We start from the raw sequence: 24,143 nt of genomic DNA, 5'->3' as shown, positions 1-24,143 counted from the left end.
TCTTGATGCGTTAAAATCCCTTCACTATGAAAAAAATCATCCTGTTTCTTAACGCATTGCTGACCTGTTATTGCGCGAGCAGCCAGGGTCTGCCCAGCGGCATTGCCGCACAAACCCCCGACGTCCAGACACAATATGGGCACCCGCTGGGGTTAACAATGTCTACGACCACCTCTTTCCTGAACAATCAGGCCGTCAGTTACTGGGGCCTGCAACGGAGCGCTATCTTTCTACTGCTCCGGGCGGCAACGACCTGAACGATGAAGTCGGCATATGGATAAAAGGGTTCTATCAGAATACCGGCGTTGCATTGCCTGTAATGCTGGGAGGGTATGGCTATAATACCGACGATGCCCATATGATCGTCGATCGCAATGGTAACATCGGCTTCGGTACGCTCGTTCCCGGCAGCTTTTACAACCAGAACCAGGTAAATTATCCACGTACCTATTCTCAGCAGGATAAAGTGGTAAGCATCGCGGCAGCCGAACAGCCCGTATTGGAACTGGGCCGGCCTGTCAGCGCCCTGGGCACGGGAGAACGGGTAGGGGCGATATTTTTCTCCAACCTCACCGGCCAGTCCGACGCACCCCGCCAGGTGGCAGGTATCTGGGCGGAAAAGGCAGACCTTCCCAGCCATCCGGGCCTCATTGGCGGAAAACTGGTGTTTACCACAAAAACAAACGGCGGTGCTGAACATAATAAAATCATTATGGACGAATACGGCGGCCTCTGCATTGGAACCAGCCAGAGCAGCGGATACAAATTAGCGGTGAACGGTGATATAAAAACGCGGAGAATAAAAGTTACCGTATCAGAATGGCCCGATTTCGTATTCCAGCCGGAGTATAGATTGAAAAGCCTGGAAGAAGTAGCAGGGTTCATCGCAAAACATAAACACCTCCCTGAAATGCCGCCGGCTTCGGAAGTGCAGCAGCAGGGACTGGACGTAGGTGGCAATCAGGCCATGCTCCTTCAGAAAATCGAAGAGCTGACGCTTTATATGATCGATATGAATAAAAAAATGACTGCGCAGGAAAAAGTGATGAAGAGCCAGCAACAGAAACTGGCGAAGCAGGAAAAGGAAATCGACACGCTGAAAAAACAATTATCGAAATAAAAGAAGAAGGGAGGAACAGCATTTTTTTCCTCCCTTCTTCTTTTATTATCTGTAAGCTATTACATACTCACCACCTTCAACTCCGTACGCCTGTTCTGCGCACGGCCTTCCTCCGTATCATTCGTGTCAACCGGTTTCGTTTCCCCATAGCCCTTTGCTTTCAATCTTTTGGCGTCGATGCCCTGTTGCACCAGGTACGCTACCACGGCTTTCGCGCGGTTTTCGGACAGCGCCTGGTTGTCTGCGTCGCTGCCCACGTTGTCTGTATGCCCGCTTAACTCGGCCTGCATCGTGGGATTGCTTTTCAGCAGCGCCACGAGTTTGTCCAGCTCCGTGGTGGATGCGGGCTGCAAGGTGTATTCCTTGCTGGCGAAAAAGATGTTCCGCAGCACCACCACGGCGTTGGCTTCCAGCGGCTGCAGGGGCACGTTCTTTTCGTAAGGCTGCCCCTTCTTCACTTCTTTCAGTGAAAAATTCTCCGAGAAAAAGAGATACCCTTTCCGGCTTACCGACAACGCATAATCTTTGCCCGTTGGCAAGGGAACGAGGTATTCGCCGTTTTCGCTGCTGCGTATGTTCGCCACCGTTAGTTTGGTTGCCAGGTCGGTCAGCTCGAGGGCCGCTACGAGGCGCTGGTTGGTTTTTGCGTCGTACACATACCCTCTGACGTAGAGGGTCGGCTGGGGGCGGGCGCTTTCGTACAGTTCAAAACTGTAGATGTCGAGCGAGCCTTTGCTGTCTGTACGGTCGGAGGCGAAGTAAGCCGTTACGCCGTCTGCGGCTACGGTAAGACTGCCGTCTTCATCGATGGTATTGATCGGGTAACCGAGATTGATGGCGGGGCCCCAATTGCCGTCGGGCTGCATGCGGGAAAAGAATATATCGAGCCCGCCGAAACCCTGGTGGCCCGTGGAGGCGAAAAACAGCGTCTGGCCGTCCGCGTGCAGGAAGGGTGTCATTTCGCGGCCGGGCGTATTGATGTTCGGACCGAGGCGTTCCGCCAGGCTCCAGCGCCCGTCCGGGCCCCGGCGGCTCACAAAAATATCGGCGCCGGCGTCGGATGTTTCGCGGGTGAAATAAAGTGTTTGTTTATCCGGAGAAAGGCAGGGCTGCGATTCCCACAGTTCGGTGTTGATGGCAGTTCCGATGCTGCGGGGCGCCAGCCAGCCGTTGGCGGTTTTAACGGAAAAGTAGATGTCGCAGCTGCCCCGCCCGCCCGGGAAGTCGCAGCCGGTGAACACGAGCATTTCCCCGTCCTGCGAAATGTTCTGCGCGCCTTCGTTGAACTCGGAGTTTACGGGCTCACCCATGTCTTTGGCGGCCAGCCATTGCAGGCTGTCTCTTTCGGACACAAAGAAGTCTTCGTTCCGGCCGCCCACGCGTCGCGTATACACGAGCGTTTTACCGTCGATGGTAAGAGAGGGAAAATACTCCGCGTCGGGGGAGTTGATTTGATTGCCGAGGTTTTTGGGCTCGAACGGCACCGGCTTGGTGGTGAGGGCGTACTCCATGTTTTTCTTAAAGGCCCTCAGCTCCACAGACGGATTCTTGGAGGCGGCCAGCTGTTCGTCGGCCATGCGCAGGGCGTCCGCGAACTGGCCGTTGCCCGCCAGCGCCTTGGCGTACGAAAAGCGGATGAAACGGATGCCGTCCGGGTCGATTTCCAGCAGTTTCTTAAACGCTGTGATCGCTTCCTTATAGTTTTTCTTGGCCACATAGGTGAGCCCCATCTGCCCGTAGGCGTCCGGATAGTTGGGCTTCACCTTCAGCGCTTCCTGAAGGAATTGGATCGCTTCATCGTACTTATATACGCGCATCGATTCGAGCGACCGTTCAAACAGCTCATTCGCCTTTTTGTCGGCCTTGTCGGTTTTTTGCGCCATCAGCCCGAGACTGAAAAGGCAGCAGCAGCATAACAGGATGTGTTTCATAGCAAGTCCCTAAATAACGGAAAAATAAGGGTTTCCGGTATGGGAATTATAATGAATTGTAATATAAGGTAGTCCTTAATCCGGGTTTGAGCCTGCTGATAGCCCCGGCGCCCGGGACGACCGGGATGCTTGTGGTTCGGGCGTCAGGCTCATTGATTGCCATGATGAAGCGGAATTAATGACGTCTTACGCAGAATAGCAGCATCATAGAATAAAAATAGGGTATTCCTGGGGTTATCTTAGGCTTTTTAAATTAAAAAACCAATGATAACCCTATAATAACCCTAAGAATACCCTAGGATGATGAATGGCTCACAGCATTTTCGCACAACCGTAGAGGCGGACTGTTTTAAGGAACGTTGATATACTTATGGATTTGCAGGGAAATCTGCCATTGGGGGTTCTCCTTTACGTAATCGATGATAAAGGGCGTCATTTCCGCGGCGCGGCTCCATTCGGGCTGGAGGTACAGTTTGCACTGTTTGCCCACCAGGGCGGCGTATTTCTCCGCCCAGGCAAAATCGGATTTATTGTAGACCACGATTTTCAGTTCGTGGGCTTTGGCGCAGATTTCGGGGAGGGGCGCCTTGAATTTTTTCGGGGAAAGGGTAATCCAGTCCCAGCTGCCGCTCAGGGGAGAAGAGCCGGACGTTTCGATATGATTCCGGAAACCGGCTTTGTGCAGGGCCTGGGTAAGGACGGTGAGATCGTGCATCAGGGGCTCGCCGCCGGTGATCACGACGATCCGGCCGGGGTTGGCGGCTGCTTCCCGTACCATATCCGGGATGGCCAGCTGCGGATGTTTGTCCGCATCCCAGCTTTCTTTCACATCGCACCATACGCAGCCTACGTCACAGCCGCCGAGGCGGATGAAGTACGCGGCTTTCCCCTGATGGAATCCTTCGCCCTGCAGGGTGTAAAAAGATTCCATCACGGGTAAAGTAGCGGTATGTAAAGCGGTGCTTTGCATGGTACAAAGGTAACTGATTAATTAGTTCTGGTGCCCGCGCTGGCCGGTGGCGGCGTGGTAGGTGTTTTTCAGCAATGCGGCGATGGTCATGGGGCCCACACCTCCCGGAACGGGGGTGATGTAGCTGCAAAGGGGCGCCACGGCGTTAAAGTCCACATCTCCCACGAGGCGGAAGCCGCTCTTTTTGGAAGCGTCCGCGATGCGGTTGATACCTACGTCGATCACCACGGCTCCTTCCTTCACCATATCAGCGGTCACGAAATTGGGCCTGCCGATGGCGGCTACCACAATATCGGCCTGTTTGCAGATCTCCGCCAGGTTTTTGGTGTGGGAGTGGCAAAGGGTAACGGTGCAGTTGCCGGGATTGGTGTTGCGGCTGAGCAGGATGCTGATGGGCGTGCCCACGATATGGCTGCGGCCTATCACCACGGCATGTTTGCCTTTGGTGTCGATGTTATAATGCTCCAGCATCAGCATGATGCCGTAGGGCGTGGCGGGTATGAAAGTAGGGAGACCGCTCACCATTTTGCCCACATTCATGGGATGGAAGCCGTCCACGTCTTTGCTGGGGTCGATGGTATTGATGACCAGCTCTTCGTTGATGTGTTTGGGAAGCGGCAGCTGTACGAGAATGCCGTCGATGTCGGTGTTTTCGTTCAGCATGTTGATGTGATCCAGCAGGTGCTTTTCGGAAATGGTGTCCTCAAAACGCAGCAGGGTGGAGTTGTAGCCAATTTCGGCGCAGGATTTAACCTTGCTGGCCACATAGGTTTCGCTGGCGCCGCTGTTGCCTACGAGGATGGCGGCCAGGTGAGGGATTTTTTTGCCCTGCGCTTTTAATTCAGCCACCTGGGTTGCCAGCTGGTCTTTAATTGCCTGGGATACGTGTTTGCCGTCTAAAATTTGCATGCGCAAAGGTAAAGAAAAATCGGGGAATGGAAAGGGGTTGCCTGGCCAAAGGCAACCCCGTCAAACCAAATTGATAAATGAACGTTGGAATTTAAAAGGAACACACGAAGTTTTGACGATGGAAATCCCCGGAAGGATGTCCGCGGTCAAACCGCGGGAGGTATAAAGGCAAACGGTTTACATATTGAATAACGATAGCCGTAATAAATCGCATCTTACACTTTCGGCGCTGCGGCCAGGATTTCTTCCCCGGCCTGTGCGGCATACTTCTCGAAATTCTTCACGAATTGCCCGGCAAGGTCTTTCGCCTGGGCGTCGTACGCAGCGGCGTCGGCCCAGGTGTTGCGCGGGTCGAGCAGTTCGTCGGGCACGCCGGGGCAACTTTCCGGGATGGCCACGCCGAACACTTCGTGGTTTTTGTACGCTACCTTATCGAGCTCTCCTTTCAGTGCGGCGCTGATCATGGCGCGGGTGTAGCTGAGTTTGATGCGGTGGCCGGTGCCGTAAGCGCCGCCGGTCCAGCCGGTGTTGATCAGCCAGATGTTCACCTGGTGCGCCCGCATCCTGTCCCCGAGCATCTGCGCGTAACGGGCAGGGTGGAGGGGGAGGAAGGGTGCGCCGAAACAGGCGCTGAACGTGGATTTCGGCTCTGTTACGCCCGCTTCCGTACCGGCTACTTTCGCAGTATAACCGGAAATGAACTGGTACATGGCCTGGCCGGGGCTCAGGCGGGAGATGGGCGGCAACACGCCGTACGCGTCGCAGGTCAGGAAAAAGATGTTTTTCGGGATGCCGCCGATGGAAGGCTCCAGGGCGTTATCGATGTAATGCAGCGGGTAGCTCACACGGGTGTTTTCGGTGATGCTCTTGTCTGCATAATTCACATTGCTGGTACCGGGGAAGAAAACCGTATTCTCCAGCAGCGCGCCTTCGCGGATGGCCTGGAATATCTGCGGCTCCTTTTCGGCGCTGAGGTCGATGGTTTTGGCATAACAGCCGCCTTCAAAGTTGAAAACGCCGCTGTCCGTCCAGCCATGTTCGTCGTCGCCGATCAGCTTACGCTCCGGATCCGCGCTCAGGGTGGTTTTACCGGTGCCGCTGAGGCCGAAGAAAACAGCCGTGTCGCCGTCTTTCCCCAGGTTGGCGGAGCAGTGCATGCTCAATACGTTCTGCGTGTGCGGCAGGAGGTAGTTGAGTATGGTAAAGACGCCTTTCTTGATTTCGCCGGTATAGGCGGAGCCTCCGATGAGGATCATTTTGCGGGTGAAGCTCACCACGGCAAAATTGTGCTGGCGGGTACCGTCTTCAGCAGGGTCGGCATGGCAGCCGGGCGCCTGGATAACCGTCCATTCCGGTTCCGTGTGCTCCAGCTCGTCTTCAGAAGGCCGGAGAAACATGTTATATGCAAAAAGGCTGGCCCAGGGGCTTTCCGTGATCACGCGCACATTGACGCGGTAGGCAGGGTCGGCGCAGGCCTGGCAGTCCCTCACCCACACCGGTTTGCCGGTAAAGTAGCGGGTGATTTTCTGGTACAGCTTTTCGAAATGCTCTGCGGAAAATGGTTGGTTGAAATCGTTCCAGTTCACGGAGTTGGCGGTGAGCTGGTCTTTGACGATAAACTTGTCTTTAGGGGAGCGGCCGGTGAACTCGCCGGTATTGACCATCAATGCGCCGGTATCTGTCTGGCAACCCTGGTGCAATGCCAGTGTCTGCGCTGTTAACTCCTCAGGCGGCAATTGGTAATGTACATCGGCGATGTTCTCTATGCCAAGATCCCGCAATTCTCTGAGTGTATCTCTTACACTGCTGATTTGCATAAAGAAAGATTGTTTTGGTGTATGAGCAAATCTATGCTTTTTTTGATATTATCAAATTTTATGGATGTTGCACCACTTAATTTCCTGTAAAATCAATGGTTTTGAGGGTTGTTTTTAGATATTATCTAATTCATTCGATTTCAATTTGCCGGAAAATCAAAGGACCGCGGGAATATTTATTTGTTAATTATCGAACGGCTCCGCCGCTTGAAACGCCGCGATGCGTTTTTGCCGGTTGGTGATTTTCCGGTAAGTTTGAGCCCTCATACTTTTTGAAAACAGAAACAGATGAAATATTTACCGCTCGACCAACAGCTCTTTATCAACAACAGGGAGCGCTTCAAAGCTAAACTGCAGCCGGGATCGATTGCCATATTCAATTCAAACGACGAGTTGCCCACCAACGGCGACGCATTGCATGCCTTTAAGCAGAATGCGGATTTGTACTGGCTCACGGGTATCGACCAGGAAGATACCATGCTGGTATTGTTCCCCGATAACCCGGATCCCAAGTACCGCGAAGTACTGGTGCTGGTGCGCCCTAACGAGCTGAAGGAGAAGTGGGACGGCCACCGCCTCCGCCGCGAAGAAGCACAGGCCATTTCAGGGATTCAGACCATCGTGTGGCTCGACAGCCTGGACACGCTGCTCCAGCCCTGGATCCACGATGCGCAGAACATCTATCTCAACACGAACGAAAACAACCGTAAGGCCAACCTGGTGCCCGTGCGCGACTACCGGTACGCGACAGAATTGCGCGCCCGCTATCCGCTGCACAACTATCTCCGTTCCGCGCCCATTTTAAAAGAACTGCGGGCCGTAAAAACGGAGCAGGAAATAAAAGTCATCCAGCAGGCCATCGATATCACGGAAAAAACATTCCGCCGCCTGTTGACCTTCATCAAGCCCGGCGTGTTCGAGCACGAAATCCATGCGGAGATCATGCACGAATTTTTGCGCAACCGCGCTACCGGCGAAGCGTACAGTTCCATCCTCGCTTCCGGCGACAGGGCCCGTACGCTGCACTATGTGTCCAACAACCAGGAGTGTAAAGACGGCGAACTGATCCTGATGGACTTCGGCGCCGCTTACGGCGGGTATAACGCGGACCTTACCCGCACGGTGCCGGTGAACGGCAGGTTTACCGACCGTCAGCGCCAGGTGTACAACGCCTGCCTGCACCTGCACAACTACGCCAAATCCATCCTGGCCCCCGGCGTCACCATTGCGAAATATCACGAAATGGTGGGCGTGGAAGCCGGTAAGGAGTTTGTGAAACTCGGCCTGCTGACGGAAAACGATATCAAGAACCAGGACCCTGAGACGCCTGCCTACCGTAAATATCTCTACCATGGTATTTCCCATCACCTGGGCGTGGATGTGCACGACCTGGCGCCTTCTTTCCACCAGCCGCTGCCCGAAGGCGCGGTGCTGACCGTGGAGCCGGGTATCTATATCGAAGAAGAGCAGATGGGTGTCCGGATTGAAAACAATATCTGGCTGAAGAAAAGCGGAAACGTGGATTTGATGCAAAACATCCCCATCACCGCGGAAGAAATTGAAGCCCTGATGAAAGCATAATCCTGTATATTGGCACCGGAACCGGCTATTGCGGCCGGTTCCGGTGTTAACGATAAACTGATGAAACGTTTACCGGCCTGGTGCTGCAATCGCATATGTAAGTTCCATCAGGCCATTGAAAAGACGAACAATAAACTGATGAAACGTTTGCCGGCCTGGTGCTGCTATCGCATATGTAAGTTCCATCAGGCCATTGAAAAGACGAACGATAAACTGATGAAACGCTTACCGGCCTGGTACAGCAAATCGCATGTGAGAGTTCCATCAGGCCACTGAAAAGACGAATAATACGCTGATGAAACAAATTCCGAACATCCTTACCCTGTCCAATCTTTTTTGCGGCGCGCTCGCGATCATTTTTATCCTTCATGCGCCGGAATACATCGCAGAATTCAACAACACCGAATACACCGTCACGAATCCCGAGCCCATCTACTGGGCGTCAGGGCTGGTGGTGCTGGCCGGCATCATCGATTTTTTCGACGGTTTCGTGGCGCGGCTGCTCAAAGTATCGTCGCCGCTCGGCAAGGAGCTGGATTCGCTGGCGGACGTGGTGTCGTTCGGCGTGGTGCCGGGCATGATATTGTTCCGCCTGCTCCGCAGCGCTTATTTGCGCACGCCCGATGTGTTCGACGTGTCTTATCTCAACCTCGCCCCGGCATTGCTGGTACCCTGTTTCGCGGCGTACCGGCTGGCGGTGTTCAACCTCGATACGCGGCAATCCGAGAACTTCATCGGCGTACCCACCCCGGCTGTCGGTTTCCTGGTAGCGTCTTTCCCGCTCATCATGCTCAACAATCCCTTCAACCTCGCGCACTGGCTGGAAAACGTATGGGTGCTTTACGGCATCATTGCGGCGCTCTGTTACCTGATGGTGAGCTCACATCCCATGATCAGCCTCAAATTCAAGAATTTCAGCGTGAAGGACAACTGGCCGCGCTTCCTGCTGATCGCGCTCACCCTTGCCGGCATCCCCGTGCTGGGGTTCGCCGTGGTGCCGTTTATCTTCATCGTGTATGTGGGGCTTTCCCTGCTGGCGCCGCCGAAAATTTCCGTGGCCTGAAATAAGGCATCCAAATAGGGTGATATTCATTACTGTATTGTATTTCAAAGGAATCTACGGATGCGGTGCATTTCGTAATTCCTGATTTATTCCTTAGGTTTGCGTCAAAATTTTCGAGACAAATGACATTTACTGCACATATCAACGTGATGCCGCTGAAAGAACTGCTGGATCCCCAGGGTAAAGCCGTATTGGGCGGGTTAAAGAACCTCGGCCTTGGAAATGTACACGATGTACGTGTAGGCAAACACATTACCCTGCAGATCGAGGCAGGTTCCAAAGAAGAGGCGCAGCACATTGCTGAAAATGCCTGCCAGAAACTGCTGGCCAACCAGGTAATGGAATTTTACGAAGTTAATATCCAATAATTTGTCCAAACTCTTCATCATTCCTTCACCCATCGGAAACCTGGCGGATATGACCTACAGGGCCGTAAAAGTGCTGGAAACGGTGGAGCTGGTGCTGGCGGAAGATACCCGTACCTCGGGTGTACTGCTGAAGCACTATGGCATTACGAGGCCTGTAACACCTTATCATCAGCACAACGAGCATAAGGTGTTGCAGCACCTGGTACAGCAGCTGCAGGCTGGCAAACAGATGGCCCTCCTGACGGATGCAGGCACGCCGGGTGTTTCAGACCCGGGTTTCCTGCTGGTGCGCGAATGCATCCGCGCCGGCGTACCGGTGGAATGTTTACCCGGCGCAACGGCCTTCGTGCCGGCGCTCGTCAACAGCGGCATCCCCATGAACCGCTTTGCTTTCGAAGGTTTTCTGCCCCCCAAAAAAGGCCGCCACACCCTGTTAACCCGCCTGGCCGAAGAAGACCGCACCATGGTGTTTTATGAATCGCCCCACCGCCTCGTCAAAACACTGGAAGACTTTATCACCTATTTCGGCGCAGACAGGCCCTGCTGCGTTTCCCGCGAGCTTACCAAAATGTTCGAAGAAAATAAAAGAGGCTCCCTGCAGGAAGTACGCGACTATTTTGCGGAAAAAGGCGTGAAAGGGGAGATCGTAATGATCGTGGAAGGGAAAAACGCCTGACCCGGCGCTTTGTCATGTTCGGAATTATGACTAATATTACATAATAGTACAGCCCCGGAAAAGAAGAACAAAAGACCGCCTACTTCATTCAACCCCAGGATACCGTAAAAAGATGCGACCCCAAAATAAACTCAGGCATCTGGTGTCTTACAGCTATTGGAGCGCAGGTAACAGACGCACAATGAATGGCATTTCCGCCGGCCGTACACGCACGGATTCTTAAAACTGCTGCCCGCAACCCAGGAGAGGCAGTCAAAATAAATACTTTATGGAAGTTTGGAACAGCGCATCGCCACAACAGGAGCATGAAAACGGGCTGTACCCTGAAACCGAGCAGGATCAGCAATGGGGTCTTTGTTCTGTGGATGAAATTTACCAGTACGCCTGGTTCTTTTTTATGCAGTATGGTTTGATTCCCTGGTGGATGCAGCAGGAAACGCCCGCTACCCTCGAAGAAAATATCATCGGCGCAGTGCAGCGGCACGAAGCGCTGTGCCGCCACAAATGGGCGAAAGCCTGGGCGGCCAACCGGCTGAATATCCAGCGCTGGGTGCAGCAATGCTCCTCCGCCACACAACAGGCGGTACTGCGCGCCGTGTTTGGCGATGCCGCGGGAAAAGCGGCCATCGCCGCGGAAGGCGGCCTGCTGCAGCGGTTCTCCGAACAGGCTGCGACCGCTCAAAACCACCTGCGCTGCATCTACTGGGACGCCCTTTTCGGCGCCCTCATGGCAGGCGGCGGGCCGTTGCGGCTGAAAGACCGTATCCGCGAAAAGTGGCGCAACTGGATGCAGGCCGACATCACCATCTCCAGCAGTAAATTGCTCGACGGCATCTCCTTTCCTGAAGTACTGCAGGGCTTTCCGGCGCCCGTGCCCCGCAAAATAATCACCCCTCCCGCATCATCTCCCAACCTCGACATCGATGAGCCACTCCAGGTGAAACAGGCGGGCCTCGTACTGCTGCAACACCAACTGCCGTCGCTGTTTGGCAGGCTGAACTGGCTGGAACCGGCTGCCGCCTTGCAGCGGGACTTTCATGCCAGGGCCCTGCACCTGCTGGAGTTTATGGCCGGCGGCGCCGAACAGACGCCGGAATATAATATGGCGCTGCACAAACTGCTATGCGGCCTGCCGCTGGACGCTCCCGTGGAAAAAGATGTGCAGCTCACCGCGGCGGAAAAACAATGCGCCCTCACTTCACTCGATGAAGCGGCGGCATTATACGGCATGCACCGCGACGGATTACGCAGCGGCTGGCTGCAACGGGAGGGCCGCCTGCAATACAGCCATGATGCCTGGCGTTTACAGATAAACCGGCAAACGGCGGGGAATCCGCCCGGTTCGGATCCTGTGAGGCTGCCCTGGATGCGACAATTGCTTACCGTGCAATGGACACCATAAAATCCCCAAAATGTTTACTTATGATTACCAGTGAAATCAAACGAAAAATCCTGCGTATCGTCAATGTTTTCGAAACAGGCAGCGCAGACGGCCGGTACGATGCGGTCGTAATACTGCCGGACGGAAGAGGCGGCAGCCGCCAGATCACGTATGGCCGCAGCCAGACCACCGAGCAGGGCAACCTCCGCAATCTGCTGCAGCGCTACATCGACCTCGGCGGCAGCTTCGCAGCAGATTTTGCGCCGTACATGGACCGTGTGGGGCGCACATCGCTCGTCAACGACAGGAACTTCATCAAACTGCTGAAAGACAGTGCGCGCCAGGACCCGCTGATGCGCCAGGCGCAGGACGAAACATTCGAGATCCTCTACTTCCAGCCGGCGCTGCACTTCTTCGAAGCGGAAAAATTCGAGCTGCCGCTGAGCCTGCTCGTCATTTACGACAGTTATATCCACTCCGGCTCCATTCCGCCCTTTCTCCGTTCCCGGTTCCCGGAACGCACACCGTTGCGGGGCGGCGACGAAAAAAGCTGGATACTGGCCTATACGAAAGCCCGTCAGCACTGGCTGGCCAATCATCCCCGGAAAATATTGCATCCTACCGTATACCGCACCAAAACATTTTTAACACAGGCCCAGAAAGATAACTGGGACCTGTCTGCCCCCGTCACCACGCAGGGCATCACCATCGCATAACCGGCTATACGCCTGGTATGCAGAGGGAAAAACCCGCCTGCCGGCCTGAACAGCAATGGACATGAGAACAATCGGGGCGCCGGCAGGCCTTTATTCGTACCACCGCACATCCCAAATCAGGGATACCCTCCGTTTAAATTCATTATTTTCGCGCCTTATACCAACAATCTGAGTATGAGAAGATCATTATTCCCGGTCATCTTCCTGATGCTGGGAACAACCGGGGCCCTGGCACAGACCGACAGATGGCAGCAACGTGTGAAGTATACCATGGACATTCAGATGGATGTGCAAACCAACCGCTTCACCGGCAAACAGCAGCTGGAGTACACCAACAACTCGCCCGATACCCTTTACCGCGTATTTTACCACCTGTACTGGAACGCATTTCAGCCGGGCAGCATGATGGACGTGCGCAGCCAGGAGCTCGGGAAAATCGTTTCCAGCAAAGACGCCAAAGGGAATAACAAACACGACTGGGATGCCCGCGTGACGGATCGCATTTCAAAACTCAAACCCGACGAAACCGGTTATCAGAAAATAAAATCGCTGAAGCGCGACGGCCGCCAGCAGACGTACCGCACCGAAGAAACCATCCTGGTGGTGGACCTCGACCAGCCGATACTGCCCAAAAGCAAAGCGGTGTTCGATATGGAATTCGAAGCCCAGGTACCCGTGCAGATCCGCCGCAGCGGCCGGCACAATAAGGAAGGCATCGACTTTTCGATGGCGCAGTGGTACCCCAAAATGTGCGAATACGATTACGAAGGCTGGCATCCCACGCCCTATATCGCGCGTGAGTTTTACGGCATCTGGGGCGACTTCGACGTGAACATCACCATCGATAAAAAATATGTGATCGCCGCTACCGGCTACCTGCAAAACCCGCAGCAGATCGGATACGGCTATGAAACCAAAGGCAGCAAAGTAACCCGCCCGGCCGGGAACACGCTCACCTGGCGGTTTTCAGCGCCCAACGTGCACGATTTTGTGTGGGCGGCCGATCCGGAATACAAACACATCACCAAACAGGTGGACGATTTTACCGCGCACTTTTTTTACCGCGAGAACGACACCACCCGCGCCACCTGGCCGCAGCTGGCGGAGATGATCCCCACCGCCTACGCCTATATCAAGAAACACTACGGGCCTTATCCGTATAAACAGTATTCCTTTATCCAGGGCGGCGACGGCGGCATGGAATATCCCATGGCCACGCTGATCATGGGCAACGGGAAAATGGACGGACTGTACGGCGTAGCCATCCACGAATGGATGCACAGCTGGTACCAGGGTATGCTGGCCACCAACGAAAGCCTGTACCCATGGATGGATGAGGGTTTCACGACTTTCGCGGAAGACAATACCATCGGCAATACCGTTGATTCACTGAAAGGAAAATGGCACCAGGCAGGCAATTACCGCTCTTATTTCGCGCTGATCAGAAGCGGCTTCGAAGAGCCGATGAGCACCCATTCCGATCATTTCAACACCAATTACGGCTACAGCATCAACGCCTATTCCAAAGGCGCCGTGTTCCTCGAACAGCTGGGCTACGTGATCGGTGCGGCCAACCGCGATGCGGGGCTGCTGCGGTATTACAAAGACTGGCGTTTTAAACATCCCAACGCAAAGGACTTTATCCGGGTGATGGAAAAAGAAAGCGGCCTGCAGCTCGACTGGTACCTGCAATACATGATGAACTCCACCAAACACATCGATTATGCGCTCGACAGCGTGTATGAAGTGAACGGCAAAACCGCGGTGCGCCTTCGCCGCGAAGGACAGTTCCCCATGCCCGTAGACCTGGCCGTGGAGCTGGCCGATGGCAGGAAGGAAATGCACAACATTCCGCTCACGCTGATGTTCGGTAGCAAACCCAACGAAAACCCCGCGCAGCAATACATCGTGCACGACGGCTGGCGCTGGACGCATCCCACCTACACGTTGATGCTCGATGTGCCCATCGGGCAGCTGAAAAGCCTGGAAATAGATCCCAGCCTGCGGCTGGCGGATATTGACCGGTCGAATAACAAAGCGGTAGCGCGATAAACATACAACGCACTATACGACAGAGGGCTGTATCAGGGAATGATACGGCCCTCTGCCGTTACAGCCCTTCAAAATATTTCCGGGCCGTTTCTTCACCGTAGGCCACCATTTTTTTCATTTCTGCGGGGTCGAAGGTGAGGCCGCCGGGGCCGCCGTTCAGGGGCTTTTCGGGCCGGATGATGTGCAGCTTTAAATCCTTTTTGCCCATGAACGGATTGTCGAACGGGATGTCGAAAAAAGCGTCGATCTCTTTGGGTTTGAGGCCGGCTTCCTTCATTTTGGCTTTGACCGCTTTCAGGTAATCGAGGCTGCGGTTGATGAACTTCGGCATCTTCAGATCGTTGACGGCTACGTCCATCGTGAACCAGTCCATCGTCTGCTGCAATATCTCGAACGGGCTTTTGAATTCATGATCGTCGACTGCCGGCGTTTCCGGCGACAGCAGGATGGCGTATACTTCCGTGGCGCCTGTATCGATGGCCAGTTCAATGGGCGCGTATTCCCGCAGGCCGCCGTCGACGTACTGCCAGCGTTCCTGCTCGATCACCCTGTAAGGCGGCATGAACACGGGCTGGCATGAGGAGGCGAACATGGCGCGGCGGAACGTGCTGCTGTTCTGCACGCGGATCACATCGTAATCGGAGGACGTCATGGGCTGGTCGCTGTTCGTGAAATAGGTGATGCGCCCCGTTTGCAGGCACACGGTGGTGAGGTACAGCGCTTTCCGGCTTTGCAGCAGCGCCTGGTACATGTCTTCCGTGTACGTGTTTTTGATGAGGATGCTCAGTGGCTGCGCGTCGAACAGGGAGTAGGTGTCTTTTCCCGCAAACCGGCCGATGACGTTGCCGGTGGTGATGATATCGCTGGTTTTATGCGTGGTGTACAGTTTTTCGAGCAGGTTGATTTCCCCTAAAGCGGCCAGCGGCACGATGAGCGAGCCGGTGCTGGTGCCGCAGAGCGTATCGAATTTGATTTTCGGGGTGGCGGCCATGTATTTGAGCACGCCTACGGCAAAGGCCCCTTTGGAGCCGCCGCCGCTGATGACCAAGGCAGTTGTGGGCATGTGGATGGGTTTAAGGTTTACAACGATGGCGGCGGCGCCACTTTTTTCCGGAATAGGTGCAGGCCCAGGCTCGCCTGGAACCACCAGCTGTTCAACGCATAGTCGCGGTGGGTTTTGACGGCCACCGTGGCGAGGGTGCCTATTTCGGCAGCCAGGCCGCCGCCCGCCAGCCGCTGGTCTTTGGTGCCGAACAGGTATTCGCCCACCAGCTGCACGTTGAATACGGAGCTTTCCAGCACTTTGGGGCCGCCCCAGATCATCAGGGAGGCCCTGCCGCCGCCGAAGCCGTAAATACGTTTGGCGTAAAACGCGCCGCCCCCGGTGAGGCCTACACGCAATTTGCCCGGCACTACCGTTATCTGCGGGGAAAACGCCAGGGTGGCGAGATAGAGGTCGGGCGACTGGTTGAAGGCGGTGACCGCGCCCTGTCCTAACTCGAGCGGGAAAATCCATCCCTTCGCAAATTCGCTTTGCGCCAGGCTGCGGACGGGTGCATACAGCAACAGCAGAACGACGCACATTAATTGCCGTTTATTTTTCATGGAATCAACAATTGTGGGGCGGCGGAAGACGGTTCGTTTTTGGGGTGGCTTGCCGCAGCCCTGGGGTTATAGAAGTAATGGAAGTTACGAATTTAATGGCAAAAAAAACGGGCGCCACCGGCGCCCGCTCCTCAGGAAGTTATGCAATTTAGAATATCGTCCGTTCCAGCTGGCTGGCCCACGGTTGATTCAGTTCTTCGCGCTGCTGCAGCGTAACGAGGTGGTGGCGGTTGTGATAGGCCGTAAAATACAGCACTTCGCGCACGGTCAGTTTGCCCAGCAGGGGATGAGGCACCTGGTACCTGTCCAGTTCTTCCTCCGTCCACTTATCCAGTAAAACGACCATCTTGTCTTTCTGCAGCAGGAACTGCTGCGCCAGCGGCACTCTTTCTTCCGCTTCCGTTACCGGCGGAATATAGGGCCGGGTGGCCACACCGCCTTTCGTCAGCACGGCGCGGTAAGTATCGCGGATTTGGTCGTAACTCCGGGAGCGACCCACAGAGCGGCCGAAAAAGCGGAGAAACAGTTTGGGCATGCCCAGGGCGGTATTGACGGGTTTGGCGCTGCGGATGAGATGGTCCATCTGCTGCCCCGCCGACCATTTTCCTTCGGGCGAAACAACAAACCGGTGATCGGATAAAGTATCCGTAAAAGCGGAAAATTCCGTGAAACTGGTCTCCAACAGGGTCTTTATAGCTTGCTTGTTCATATGGTCATGGTTAATCTCCGTTAAAAATCATTCCAGTACTTCGCAGTGGAAGCCCTGTTGTTTGACGAAGCTGATAATGGAGCGTTCATCTACTTTCAGGTCTACGATGCGTAACACTTTATCACAATCTTCAATATCAACATGGCAGGACGTCACCTCAAAGTTATTACAAATTGCGTCAATAATGAGCTTCCGCTCGCGGTAGGTGCTGATATTGGTTTTGAAGATACCGATCATAACAGCACTGGTGTTGAAGGAGGGTTGCATACAGTCAGGTTAAAAATGTGAGCGTTATTCCTCTATTCCTGTTCGTCCTTCTGCGCCTTGCGGCCCCAGGGGCCCGACATGCAGCGGCTGAAGGCGTCTTTCATTTTTTCTTTTTCTTCCGGGGACAGGTGTTCCATTTTGGCTTGCATCTTTTCTTTCCACATCCGTTTTTTGCGGGACCAGCCGCGTTCGCCGCCGCCTTTCGGGAAACCGATCAGTATCCTTGAAAGCACCAGCAACCCGAGGGCCTGCCAGAATGTGATGAGGGGGCCTGCGAACAGTGAGGGTACCAGCCAGTTCCACAGGGACATGGTCACAAAACCCACCAGCGCGATAAAAGCGGGTACCATCACTACGATGCACAGTATTTTCCAAACCTTTTTCATTTTCATACTTTTAATCGTTCATTAATTCTTTGTACAGACTTGCCAGGCTTTCTCGCAAAGCCAATACAGCATAGCGTTTGCGGGAAAGCAATGTGTTCACCGGCACGCCCGTGGCAGCAGCTAACTCCTTGAAAGAACGGCCTTCCACCTCGTGTTGCAAAAACACGAACCGTTGTTCCTCCGGCAGTTCGTCTACCGCTTCCATGATCGTTTCGAGCATCACCTTGCGGAGCATGGGCTCGTCCGTTTGGGAACCGGCGTCTGGCAATATATCTGAGAGATAGAGCGGCCCGTCGCCTTCGGCGGAAGTCAGGGCTGTATCCGAAAACCTGTCTTCCTTCTTTTTCCGGAACCAGTCTGTTATGCGGTTACGCGCAACGGCAAACAGCCAGCCGGTCAGGGAGTCGATATCCGAACCCACGCGCAGGTATTGGGTGAACTGCACAAACACATCCTGCAGAATGTCTTCCGCATCGGCCACATTGTCTACCCGTTTACGGATAAAGTTCAGTAACCGCTTGCGTTCTTTTTCTACCGTGCGTTGTATGCGCTCGTTTTGTTCCGCTGCCATGGGTTTTTTTATGGAAAGCCACTCGTTCATCTTACATAGGTAGACGAACGAAGTAGGGGCATATTTTGTAAAATTGAACTTTTTTTTACGGACCCGCCCCGGCAACCTGTCACTTATTGATATTCAATAATGTATTGGGGAGGAAGTGCTGCACAAGGGACAACAGGGTTCTCAAAATTCTCGGCCGCTCACCGCATTCAGGCGATTCGAGGCCGGAAGAGGAATGTGGCGTCCACTTCTTCCGCCTGTACCGGATGCAATACCCGCCATAAAAGGCGCTGCACCGTTTCGGCGAATCGCGTCAATCACCCACGATGGCGCTCTTGAAAAGTTGCGTATTGAGAAGCGGCATCGTACCGTTTATCGAACTTCGACGAATTGTAGTGAAACGTTCCGGGCGGAGGGGTTTATTGCACCGCTACCACAAATTTCTCCTGGAAAAACTCTTCAGGGAACAGTTTATAGATATTGACGAGGCGGGGCCTGCAGCCGCTTTCGGAAATCTCCTGGGCCAGGTCGCCACCCTTGAGGCAAATCAGCCCGGAAGGCCGGTCTGCCGGCGGATTCTTTCTGAGCAGGGGTTTGCTCCAGCTCCACAGGTCTTTCAAAGGCGCCACCGCGCGGGACACCACGAGGTCGAACTTCCGGTTTTTGACGTCTTCCACGCGGGAATGCGCCGTGGTCACGTTCGTTAGGTTAAGGCCTTCCGCCACCGCTTCCACCACCTTGATTTTTTTGCCGATGGAATCTACCAGATGGAATTGCACTTCAGGGAAAAAGATCGCCAGGGGAATGCCGGGAAAACCGCCGCCGGTGCCCAGGTCGATCACCTGCATGCCGGGTGTAAGGTCCGCTACCGCTGCAATGGCCAGGGAATGCAGTACGTGTTTCTCGTACAACGCGTCAATATCCTTGCGGGATATGACGTTGATCTTTTCATTCCAGTCCTTGTAAAGCGGCGCCAGGGTCCGGAACTGGTCGAGCTGCCGGGGCGTAAAGTCAGCGAAATATTTTAAAACGATCTCCATGCTATTTCCACTTGCTTCTTCCTTTTTTGAAGAACAATGCGGGCGTGAAGATAACATAATATAAGAACATGAGAATGTCCATCAGCCAGCTGTACCAGAAGAGATCCCGCTCGTCGAGCTTCTTCAGGGCCAGGAAAGTAATGACGGACTGTACCAGGATTTTGCCCCCGAGGATGTACAGGGTGATGTACAGCATGGGCGGGTAAAACAATGCCAGCACCATGGCCGGGTAAAAAACAAAGTGGGAGAGGGAAAACAGGCCCAGCAGCAGCTTGTGGCCGAAGCGGTAATGCTTGCCGGTAGACATGTGCCGGGTTTTCTGCCCGAACCAGTGTTTCCATTTGGTTTTGGGCTCTGAATAGGCAAAGGCGTGTTTATCGATCACCACCGCGGTATTGCGGCTGGTGGCGGCGCGGTTGATGAACAGGTCATCGTCGCCCGAAGCCAGGTGCTGATGGGCAGTGAAACCTTTGTGTTTGAAAAACAGCTCCTTTTTATACGCCAGGTTGCGGCCCACACCCATGTAAGGTATGCCAGCCAGGGCGTAACCCAGGTACTGCAGGGCGCTGAAATAAGTTTCGTAGCGGATGACTTTATTGAGGAAGCCCGGTTTTTTATAGTACGGCCCGTACCCCAGCACGATCTCCTTTCCCCCTTCAAAACCCTGCGCTATCATCGACAGCCAGTAGGTGCTGCCCGGTTTGCAGTCGGCGTCCGTCAGTACCAGGGTGTCGTGTTTGGCCCCCTTGATGCCGATCGACAGCGGGTACTTTTTTCCCGGGATGAACTGCGCGGCCTGTTTGATTTCGATGTGGCGGTAATGTGAATAACCGTTTTCGATGGAGGCCAGGTAATATTTGGAATCGTCTTCCGAGTTATCGTTCACCACGATCACCTCGTAATTCGGCTCCTGGTGGATGTGATACCGCTGCTGCAGCACGGTGGGAAGGTTTTTGGGCAGGCTCCGCTCCTCGTTCTTGGCGCAGATGATCACCGATAGTTCCTCCTGCGGCGCATAGTCTTCGTCAAACCGGCGTTTGTAGAAGGCTACCCTCGAAAAAAAGACCAGGTAATATAATACCTGCACACCCGCCGCAGCGGCAAAACAATAAAATATGATAATCCCCAATTGGTCCGACATAGGGGGCAAAAATATATGTTTTTATTTAGCTATGTAAGGTTGTGGAAAAAATAATGATCGGCGTGCGGGGTGGGCAATATTCAATACCTTTGCGTCCTGAAAAAAATACAGCGGCTTTGCAATTCGATTTAATCACCACAGACAGCTCCGGCGCGAGGGCCGGCCTCATTACGACCGACCACGGCAGTATCGAAACGCCTATTTTCATGCCCGTGGGCACGGTGGGCTCCGTGAAGGCCGTTACCCAGGAGCAGCTGCGGGGCGACATCAACGCCCAGATCATACTCGGCAATACCTATCACCTGTACCTCCGCCCCGGCACCGACGTGTTGCGCCAGGCCGGGGGGCTCCATCAATTCAACGGCTGGGAGCGCCCGATCCTGACCGATAGCGGTGGCTACCAGGTGTTTTCCCTGGCCGCCAACCGGAAGATCAAGGAAGAAGGGGTGGTATTCCAGAGCCACATCGACGGCAGCCGCCATCTTTTTACGCCCGAGAACGTGATGGACATACAGCGCACCATCGGGGCCGATATCATCATGGCCTTCGACGAATGCCCCCCTTACCCGAGCGAGTACAGCTACGCCAAGCGCAGCATGGAGCTGACGCACCGCTGGCTCGACCGGTGTATCCGGCGGCTGGGTGAAACCAGTCCCGAATACGGGCACGAACAAACGCTGTTCCCCATCGTACAGGGCAGTACCTATAAAGACCTCCGTAAGATCTCCGCCGAGGCCATCGCCTCCCGGAACTGCGCCGGCAACGCCATTGGCGGCCTCAGCGTAGGGGAGCCCGAAGCCGAGATGTACGAGATGTGCGGGCTGGTGACGGAAGTGCTGCCCAAAGAAAAGCCCCGCTACCTGATGGGCGTGGGCACCCCCTGGAACATCCTCAACAACATCGAGCTGGGCATCGATATGTTCGATTGCGTGATGCCGACCCGTAACGGTCGCAACGGCATGCTGTTTACCTGGCAGGGTGTGGTCAACATCCGGAATAAAAAATGGGCCACCGACTTTTCGCCGGTAGACCCCGAGAATCCCTGCGCCGCCAGCCAGCAATATAGCCGTGCCTACCTGCGCCACCTCTTCGTGGCCGGGGAAATACTGGGCATGACGCTGGCCAGCATCCATAACCTCTGCTTTTACCTCGAACTGGTGAAAGCAGCAAGGGTACAAATTTTGCAGGGAACCTTCGGCGCCTGGAAAAAACAGGTGGTGCCGCAGCTGCAGACACGCCTGTAATAACATTGTTTTATTTGCATATGTATTGCTAGCTTTGGAACTTTAAAGCCCTGCCGCCAAATCATATGAAGAAGATCGACTGGTATATATTACGCAAGTTCATCGGTACTTTCATTTATTCCCTGATGATATTACTGGTGATATCGGTAGTAATAGACATCACGGAGAAAATTGACGACTTCATGAACCACAACCTCTCTTTCGGGTTCGTGTTCATGAATTATTACATTGGCTTTATCCCCCACATCGCGGCGCTGCTGTTCCCTTTGTTCATCTTTATTTCCGTTATCTTCTTCACCTCCAAGCTGGCCTATAAAACCGAGATCATCGCCATCCTCAGCTCCGGCGTGAGTTTCCGGCGGTTTCTGCGGCCCTACTGGGTAGGAGCTTTCCTGTTCGGGGGCATCCTGTGGGCCGCCAACCAGTGGGTAGTGCCCAACGCCAACCGCATCCGCACCTCTTTCGAGAATAAATACGTGAGCGCGCCCAAAGAAGCCGCGGCGCTGAAAGATAAAACCATGCGGGTAGACAGTTTTACCTACATCACTTTCGGGTATTACGATCCCAATTTCAAAAACGGGTCTGATTTTGTGATGAAACGGGTGAAGGGCCAGCAGGTGATCTACAATATGCGCGCAGAAAGGGTTTCGTGGGATTCCACCAGCCGCAAATGGAAGCTGGAGTTTGCCAGCGAACGGACTATCAACGGGCTCAAGGAAACGCTCACCGTCCATAACGATACGACCATCAAAATCCCCCTGCACCCCTCCGAGCTGGTAGAGGAGAAAAATAAACAGGAAGCCATGACCACCCCCGAGCTCACCCGTTACCTCGAAAGAGAGGAGCTGAGAGGGGCCGAGGGGCTGAATGTGTATTATGTAGAAAAGTACCGTCGTACGTCCGCCGCCGTGGCGGTGGTGATACTGGTGCTGATCGGCGCCATCATCTCCAGCAAGAAGGTAAGGGGCGGGAGCGGCCTGCACCTCGCCATCGGGATCGTGATCAGCGCCACTTACATCCTGTTCATGCAGTTTTCCACCGTATTCGCCACCAAAGCCAACCTGGATCCCCTGCTGGCGGCCTGGATACCCAACTTCGTATTTGCCGCCCTGGCCTTCTGGCTCTACTTCCGCGCGCCTAAATAAGGCTTAAAAATAATATGTTGAAATAATACGTTAAATCTGCTTTTGGGCTTAGTGTTTTTGCGATTAATCGTTACTTTTGTTCATTGATCGAATTCGTTAATTTTTCTAAATCATTGCGGGAAAATGAGTTATATAAAAGAGAAATTCAAGGCTAAGGCAGATGAGCTGAGTGCGGAAGTAAAGGACCTGCTCAAAAATCATGGTACAAAGAAAGTAGATGACGTTACCATTGCCCAGGTATACCAGGGTATGCGCGGCATCACCGGGCTGGTTACGGAAACCTCCCTGCTGGATGCAAATGAAGGTATCCGTTTCAGGGGGTATTCCATCCCCGAGTTACGGGAACACCTGCCAAAAGCCCCGGGTGGCGCTGAACCGCTGCCGGAAGGTTTGTTTTACCTGATGCTGATCGGCGAACTGCCGACAGAAGCGGATGTTCAGAACCTGAGCAGCGTACTGGGCCGCCGCTCCCATGTGCCGAACCATGTGTTCGACGCCATCGAAGCCCTGCCGGTTTCCACTCACCCCATGACCATGTTCACCGTGGCCGTGATGGCGCTGCAAACCGAATCTGTATTCGCCAAGGCTTATGCGGACGGGATGAGCAAAAAAGATTACTGGAGCTACATGTATGAGGATACCCTCAACCTCATCGCCCGCCTGCCCCGTGTTGCAGCTTACATCTACCGCCGCAAATACAAAAACGGCCAGCACATCCAGCCGGACGGCATGCTCGACTGGGCCGGCAACTTCGCCCACATGCTGGGTTACGACGATGAAGGCTTCAAGGAGCTGATGCGCCTGTACATGGTGATTCACGCGGACCACGAAGGTGGTAACGTGAGCGCCCATACCACCCACCTGGTAGGTTCCGCCCTGAGCGACGCTTACCTGTCTTTCGCAGCCGGTATGAACGGTTTAGCCGGTCCCCTCCACGGCCTGGCCAACCAGGAAGTGATCAAATGGATCCTGAGCATGCGCGAAGAACTGGGCGGCGGCATCCCCACCAAAGAACAAATCGCTGCGTATGTGAAAAAGACGCTGTCTGAAGGCAAAGTGGTGCCCGGCTACGGCCACGCCGTACTGCGTAAAACAGACCCCCGCTTCACCGCGCAGATGGAGTTCGCCAAAAAACACCTGCCCGAAGATGAGCTGGTGCGTATTGTGTGGACCGTATACGAAACCGTTCCCCCGATCCTGCAGGACCTCGGCAAGGTGAAAAACCCCTGGCCGAACGTAGACGCGCATTCCGGCGCACTGCTGGTGCATTACGGCCTCGTGGAATATGAATTCTATACCGTGCTCTTCGGCGTTTCACGCGCACTGGGCGTACTGGCTTCCCTCTGCTGGGACCGCGCCCTGAGCCTTTCCCTCGAGCGCCCCAAATCAGTGACCTCCGAATGGATGAAACTGTTTGTGGAAGGCAAGGTGGAAGCCATCGCAGAATAATCGTTATCAGCATA

Annotated in this window: 24 protein-coding genes; 12 read left to right on the top strand and 12 right to left on the bottom strand. The window is 54.4% G+C overall.

What is annotated here, in order from left to right; genetic code table 11:
- Positions 1–26: 26 nt before the first annotated feature.
- Together EGT74_RS22710 and EGT74_RS22705 are read left to right on the top strand one after the other, a co-directional pair.
- The gene (locus EGT74_RS22710) at positions 27–257 is read left to right on the top strand and encodes a hypothetical protein (protein WP_123848816.1); all 231 of its coding nucleotides are present in this window, start codon (positions 27–29) and stop codon (positions 255–257) included.
- Between the two features lie 53 nt (positions 258–310).
- Positions 311–1,120 carry a hypothetical protein gene (locus EGT74_RS22705; protein ID WP_123848815.1) on the top strand — a complete coding sequence of 270 codons (810 nt, stop codon included), beginning with the start codon at positions 311–313 and terminating at the stop codon, positions 1,118–1,120.
- A 59-nt stretch (positions 1,121–1,179) separates the two neighbouring features.
- Here the strand turns inward: EGT74_RS22705 and EGT74_RS22700 are convergent, their stop codons facing one another.
- The 4 genes from EGT74_RS22700 to pckA form a co-directional block, all read right to left on the bottom strand.
- The gene (locus EGT74_RS22700; RefSeq protein WP_123848814.1) at positions 1,180–3,051 is read right to left on the bottom strand and encodes an OmpA family protein; all 1,872 of its coding nucleotides are present in this window, start codon (positions 3,049–3,051) and stop codon (positions 1,180–1,182) included.
- Between the two features lie 349 nt (positions 3,052–3,400).
- Positions 3,401–4,021: a 7-carboxy-7-deazaguanine synthase QueE gene (locus tag EGT74_RS22695; RefSeq protein ID WP_246008281.1), complete on the bottom strand. Its 621-nt coding sequence runs from the start codon at positions 4,019–4,021 to the stop codon at positions 3,401–3,403.
- A gap of 21 nt (positions 4,022–4,042) precedes the next feature.
- Positions 4,043–4,930, bottom strand: a complete 888-nt coding sequence (gene folD / locus EGT74_RS22690) for a bifunctional methylenetetrahydrofolate dehydrogenase/methenyltetrahydrofolate cyclohydrolase FolD (protein WP_123848813.1) — start codon at positions 4,928–4,930, stop codon at positions 4,043–4,045.
- A 215-nt stretch (positions 4,931–5,145) separates the two neighbouring features.
- Positions 5,146–6,747 (bottom strand): phosphoenolpyruvate carboxykinase (ATP), encoded by a 1,602-nt coding sequence (pckA, locus tag EGT74_RS22685; RefSeq protein WP_123848812.1) that lies wholly within the window; start codon positions 6,745–6,747, stop codon positions 5,146–5,148.
- A 288-nt stretch (positions 6,748–7,035) separates the two neighbouring features.
- Between pckA and EGT74_RS22680 the strand changes: the two genes are divergently transcribed.
- The 7 genes from EGT74_RS22680 to EGT74_RS22650 all read left to right on the top strand — a co-directional run bounded on the left by EGT74_RS22680 (position 7,036) and on the right by EGT74_RS22650 (position 14,584).
- Positions 7,036–8,328, top strand: a complete 1,293-nt coding sequence (locus EGT74_RS22680; protein WP_123848811.1) for an aminopeptidase P N-terminal domain-containing protein — start codon at positions 7,036–7,038, stop codon at positions 8,326–8,328.
- A 295-nt stretch (positions 8,329–8,623) separates the two neighbouring features.
- Positions 8,624–9,391 (top strand): CDP-alcohol phosphatidyltransferase family protein, encoded by a 768-nt coding sequence (locus EGT74_RS22675; protein ID WP_123848810.1) that lies wholly within the window; start codon positions 8,624–8,626, stop codon positions 9,389–9,391.
- A 122-nt stretch (positions 9,392–9,513) separates the two neighbouring features.
- Positions 9,514–9,759: a phosphoribosylformylglycinamidine synthase subunit PurS gene (purS, locus tag EGT74_RS22670; protein ID WP_123848809.1), complete on the top strand. Its 246-nt coding sequence runs from the start codon at positions 9,514–9,516 to the stop codon at positions 9,757–9,759.
- Between the two features lies 1 nt (position 9,760).
- Entirely contained in the window at positions 9,761–10,435 is a 675-nt protein-coding gene (gene rsmI, locus EGT74_RS22665; protein ID WP_246008280.1) for a 16S rRNA (cytidine(1402)-2'-O)-methyltransferase, read from the top strand.
- A gap of 268 nt (positions 10,436–10,703) precedes the next feature.
- On the top strand, positions 10,704–11,837 hold the full coding sequence (locus tag EGT74_RS22660) for a contractile injection system tape measure protein (RefSeq protein WP_123848808.1): 1,134 nt from the start codon (positions 10,704–10,706) through the stop codon (positions 11,835–11,837).
- 20 nt (positions 11,838–11,857) lie between these two features.
- Positions 11,858–12,532 (top strand): chitosanase, encoded by a 675-nt coding sequence (locus tag EGT74_RS22655; RefSeq protein WP_123848807.1) that lies wholly within the window; start codon positions 11,858–11,860, stop codon positions 12,530–12,532.
- Positions 12,533–12,706: 174 nt separating this feature from the next.
- Positions 12,707–14,584, top strand: coding sequence for a M1 family metallopeptidase (locus EGT74_RS22650; RefSeq protein ID WP_123848806.1), 1,878 nt, complete (start codon positions 12,707–12,709; stop codon positions 14,582–14,584).
- A 58-nt stretch (positions 14,585–14,642) separates the two neighbouring features.
- Here the strand turns inward: EGT74_RS22650 and EGT74_RS22645 are convergent, their stop codons facing one another.
- The 8 genes from EGT74_RS22645 to EGT74_RS22615 all read right to left on the bottom strand — a co-directional run bounded on the left by EGT74_RS22645 (position 14,643) and on the right by EGT74_RS22615 (position 20,291).
- Positions 14,643–15,647 carry a patatin-like phospholipase family protein gene (locus tag EGT74_RS22645; protein WP_158618269.1) on the bottom strand — a complete coding sequence of 335 codons (1,005 nt, stop codon included), beginning with the start codon at positions 15,645–15,647 and terminating at the stop codon, positions 14,643–14,645.
- Between the two features lie 17 nt (positions 15,648–15,664).
- Positions 15,665–16,168, bottom strand: coding sequence for a hypothetical protein (locus EGT74_RS26970; protein WP_158618268.1), 504 nt, complete (start codon positions 16,166–16,168; stop codon positions 15,665–15,667).
- 169 nt (positions 16,169–16,337) lie between these two features.
- Positions 16,338–16,898, bottom strand: coding sequence for a DinB family protein (locus tag EGT74_RS22640; protein ID WP_123848804.1), 561 nt, complete (start codon positions 16,896–16,898; stop codon positions 16,338–16,340).
- Positions 16,899–16,925: 27 nt separating this feature from the next.
- The gene (locus EGT74_RS22635) at positions 16,926–17,165 is read right to left on the bottom strand and encodes a hypothetical protein (RefSeq protein WP_246008279.1); all 240 of its coding nucleotides are present in this window, start codon (positions 17,163–17,165) and stop codon (positions 16,926–16,928) included.
- 32 nt (positions 17,166–17,197) lie between these two features.
- Positions 17,198–17,551 (bottom strand): hypothetical protein, encoded by a 354-nt coding sequence (locus EGT74_RS22630; RefSeq protein WP_181954769.1) that lies wholly within the window; start codon positions 17,549–17,551, stop codon positions 17,198–17,200.
- A gap of 10 nt (positions 17,552–17,561) precedes the next feature.
- Complete coding sequence (locus EGT74_RS22625) at positions 17,562–18,122, bottom strand: RNA polymerase sigma factor (RefSeq protein WP_123848803.1); 561 nt, start codon at positions 18,120–18,122, stop codon at positions 17,562–17,564.
- A gap of 407 nt (positions 18,123–18,529) precedes the next feature.
- Complete coding sequence (gene rsmG, locus EGT74_RS22620; protein WP_220392930.1) at positions 18,530–19,150, bottom strand: 16S rRNA (guanine(527)-N(7))-methyltransferase RsmG; 621 nt, start codon at positions 19,148–19,150, stop codon at positions 18,530–18,532.
- A 1-nt stretch (position 19,151) separates the two neighbouring features.
- Positions 19,152–20,291: a glycosyltransferase gene (locus EGT74_RS22615; RefSeq protein ID WP_123848801.1), complete on the bottom strand. Its 1,140-nt coding sequence runs from the start codon at positions 20,289–20,291 to the stop codon at positions 19,152–19,154.
- A 116-nt stretch (positions 20,292–20,407) separates the two neighbouring features.
- On the opposite strand from EGT74_RS22615, the gene tgt reads away from it, so the two are divergent.
- From tgt to EGT74_RS22600, 3 genes are all read left to right on the top strand, one after another.
- On the top strand, positions 20,408–21,535 hold the full coding sequence (tgt, locus tag EGT74_RS22610; RefSeq protein WP_123848800.1) for a tRNA guanosine(34) transglycosylase Tgt: 1,128 nt from the start codon (positions 20,408–20,410) through the stop codon (positions 21,533–21,535).
- Between the two features lie 65 nt (positions 21,536–21,600).
- Positions 21,601–22,680: an LptF/LptG family permease gene (locus EGT74_RS22605; RefSeq protein ID WP_123848799.1), complete on the top strand. Its 1,080-nt coding sequence runs from the start codon at positions 21,601–21,603 to the stop codon at positions 22,678–22,680.
- A 123-nt stretch (positions 22,681–22,803) separates the two neighbouring features.
- Positions 22,804–24,129 (top strand): citrate (Si)-synthase, eukaryotic, encoded by a 1,326-nt coding sequence (locus EGT74_RS22600; protein WP_123848798.1) that lies wholly within the window; start codon positions 22,804–22,806, stop codon positions 24,127–24,129.
- Positions 24,130–24,143: the final 14 nt, after the last annotated feature.

It is taken from the genome of Chitinophaga lutea (assembly GCF_003813775.1).
Taxonomy (GTDB): Bacteria; Bacteroidota; Bacteroidia; order Chitinophagales; family Chitinophagaceae; genus Chitinophaga; species Chitinophaga lutea.
The sequence above is the reverse complement of the archived record's forward strand: the minus strand, read 5'-3'. Positions and strand labels throughout refer to the sequence as shown.

Excerpts from the sequence above, each read along its gene's own strand:
- EGT74_RS22710 (WP_123848816.1), top strand. The coding sequence starts at position 27 with ATGAAAAAAATCATCCTGTTTCTTAACGCATTGCTGACCTGTTATTGC.
- EGT74_RS22700 (WP_123848814.1), bottom strand. The coding sequence starts at position 3,051 with ATGAAACACATCCTGTTATGCTGCTGCTGCCTTTTCAGTCTCGGGCTG.
- EGT74_RS22695 (WP_246008281.1), bottom strand. The coding sequence starts at position 4,021 with ATGCAAAGCACCGCTTTACATACCGCTACTTTACCCGTGATGGAATCT.
- folD (WP_123848813.1), bottom strand. The coding sequence starts at position 4,930 with ATGCAAATTTTAGACGGCAAACACGTATCCCAGGCAATTAAAGACCAG.
- pckA (WP_123848812.1), bottom strand. The coding sequence starts at position 6,747 with ATGCAAATCAGCAGTGTAAGAGATACACTCAGAGAATTGCGGGATCTT.
- EGT74_RS22680 (WP_123848811.1), top strand. The coding sequence starts at position 7,036 with ATGAAATATTTACCGCTCGACCAACAGCTCTTTATCAACAACAGGGAG.
- EGT74_RS22675 (WP_123848810.1), top strand. The coding sequence starts at position 8,624 with ATGAAACAAATTCCGAACATCCTTACCCTGTCCAATCTTTTTTGCGGC.
- purS (WP_123848809.1), top strand. The coding sequence starts at position 9,514 with ATGACATTTACTGCACATATCAACGTGATGCCGCTGAAAGAACTGCTG.
- EGT74_RS22660 (WP_123848808.1), top strand. The coding sequence starts at position 10,704 with ATGGAAGTTTGGAACAGCGCATCGCCACAACAGGAGCATGAAAACGGG.
- EGT74_RS22655 (WP_123848807.1), top strand. The coding sequence starts at position 11,858 with ATGATTACCAGTGAAATCAAACGAAAAATCCTGCGTATCGTCAATGTT.
- EGT74_RS22650 (WP_123848806.1), top strand. The coding sequence starts at position 12,707 with ATGAGAAGATCATTATTCCCGGTCATCTTCCTGATGCTGGGAACAACC.
- EGT74_RS22645 (WP_158618269.1), bottom strand. The coding sequence starts at position 15,647 with ATGCCCACAACTGCCTTGGTCATCAGCGGCGGCGGCTCCAAAGGGGCC.
- EGT74_RS26970 (WP_158618268.1), bottom strand. The coding sequence starts at position 16,168 with ATGTGCGTCGTTCTGCTGTTGCTGTATGCACCCGTCCGCAGCCTGGCG.
- EGT74_RS22640 (WP_123848804.1), bottom strand. The coding sequence starts at position 16,898 with ATGAACAAGCAAGCTATAAAGACCCTGTTGGAGACCAGTTTCACGGAA.
- EGT74_RS22635 (WP_246008279.1), bottom strand. The coding sequence starts at position 17,165 with ATGCAACCCTCCTTCAACACCAGTGCTGTTATGATCGGTATCTTCAAA.
- EGT74_RS22630 (WP_181954769.1), bottom strand. The coding sequence starts at position 17,551 with ATGAAAAAGGTTTGGAAAATACTGTGCATCGTAGTGATGGTACCCGCT.
- EGT74_RS22625 (WP_123848803.1), bottom strand. The coding sequence starts at position 18,122 with ATGGCAGCGGAACAAAACGAGCGCATACAACGCACGGTAGAAAAAGAA.
- rsmG (WP_220392930.1), bottom strand. The coding sequence starts at position 19,150 with ATGGAGATCGTTTTAAAATATTTCGCTGACTTTACGCCCCGGCAGCTC.
- EGT74_RS22615 (WP_123848801.1), bottom strand. The coding sequence starts at position 20,291 with ATGTCGGACCAATTGGGGATTATCATATTTTATTGTTTTGCCGCTGCG.
- EGT74_RS22605 (WP_123848799.1), top strand. The coding sequence starts at position 21,601 with ATGAAGAAGATCGACTGGTATATATTACGCAAGTTCATCGGTACTTTC.
- EGT74_RS22600 (WP_123848798.1), top strand. The coding sequence starts at position 22,804 with ATGAGTTATATAAAAGAGAAATTCAAGGCTAAGGCAGATGAGCTGAGT.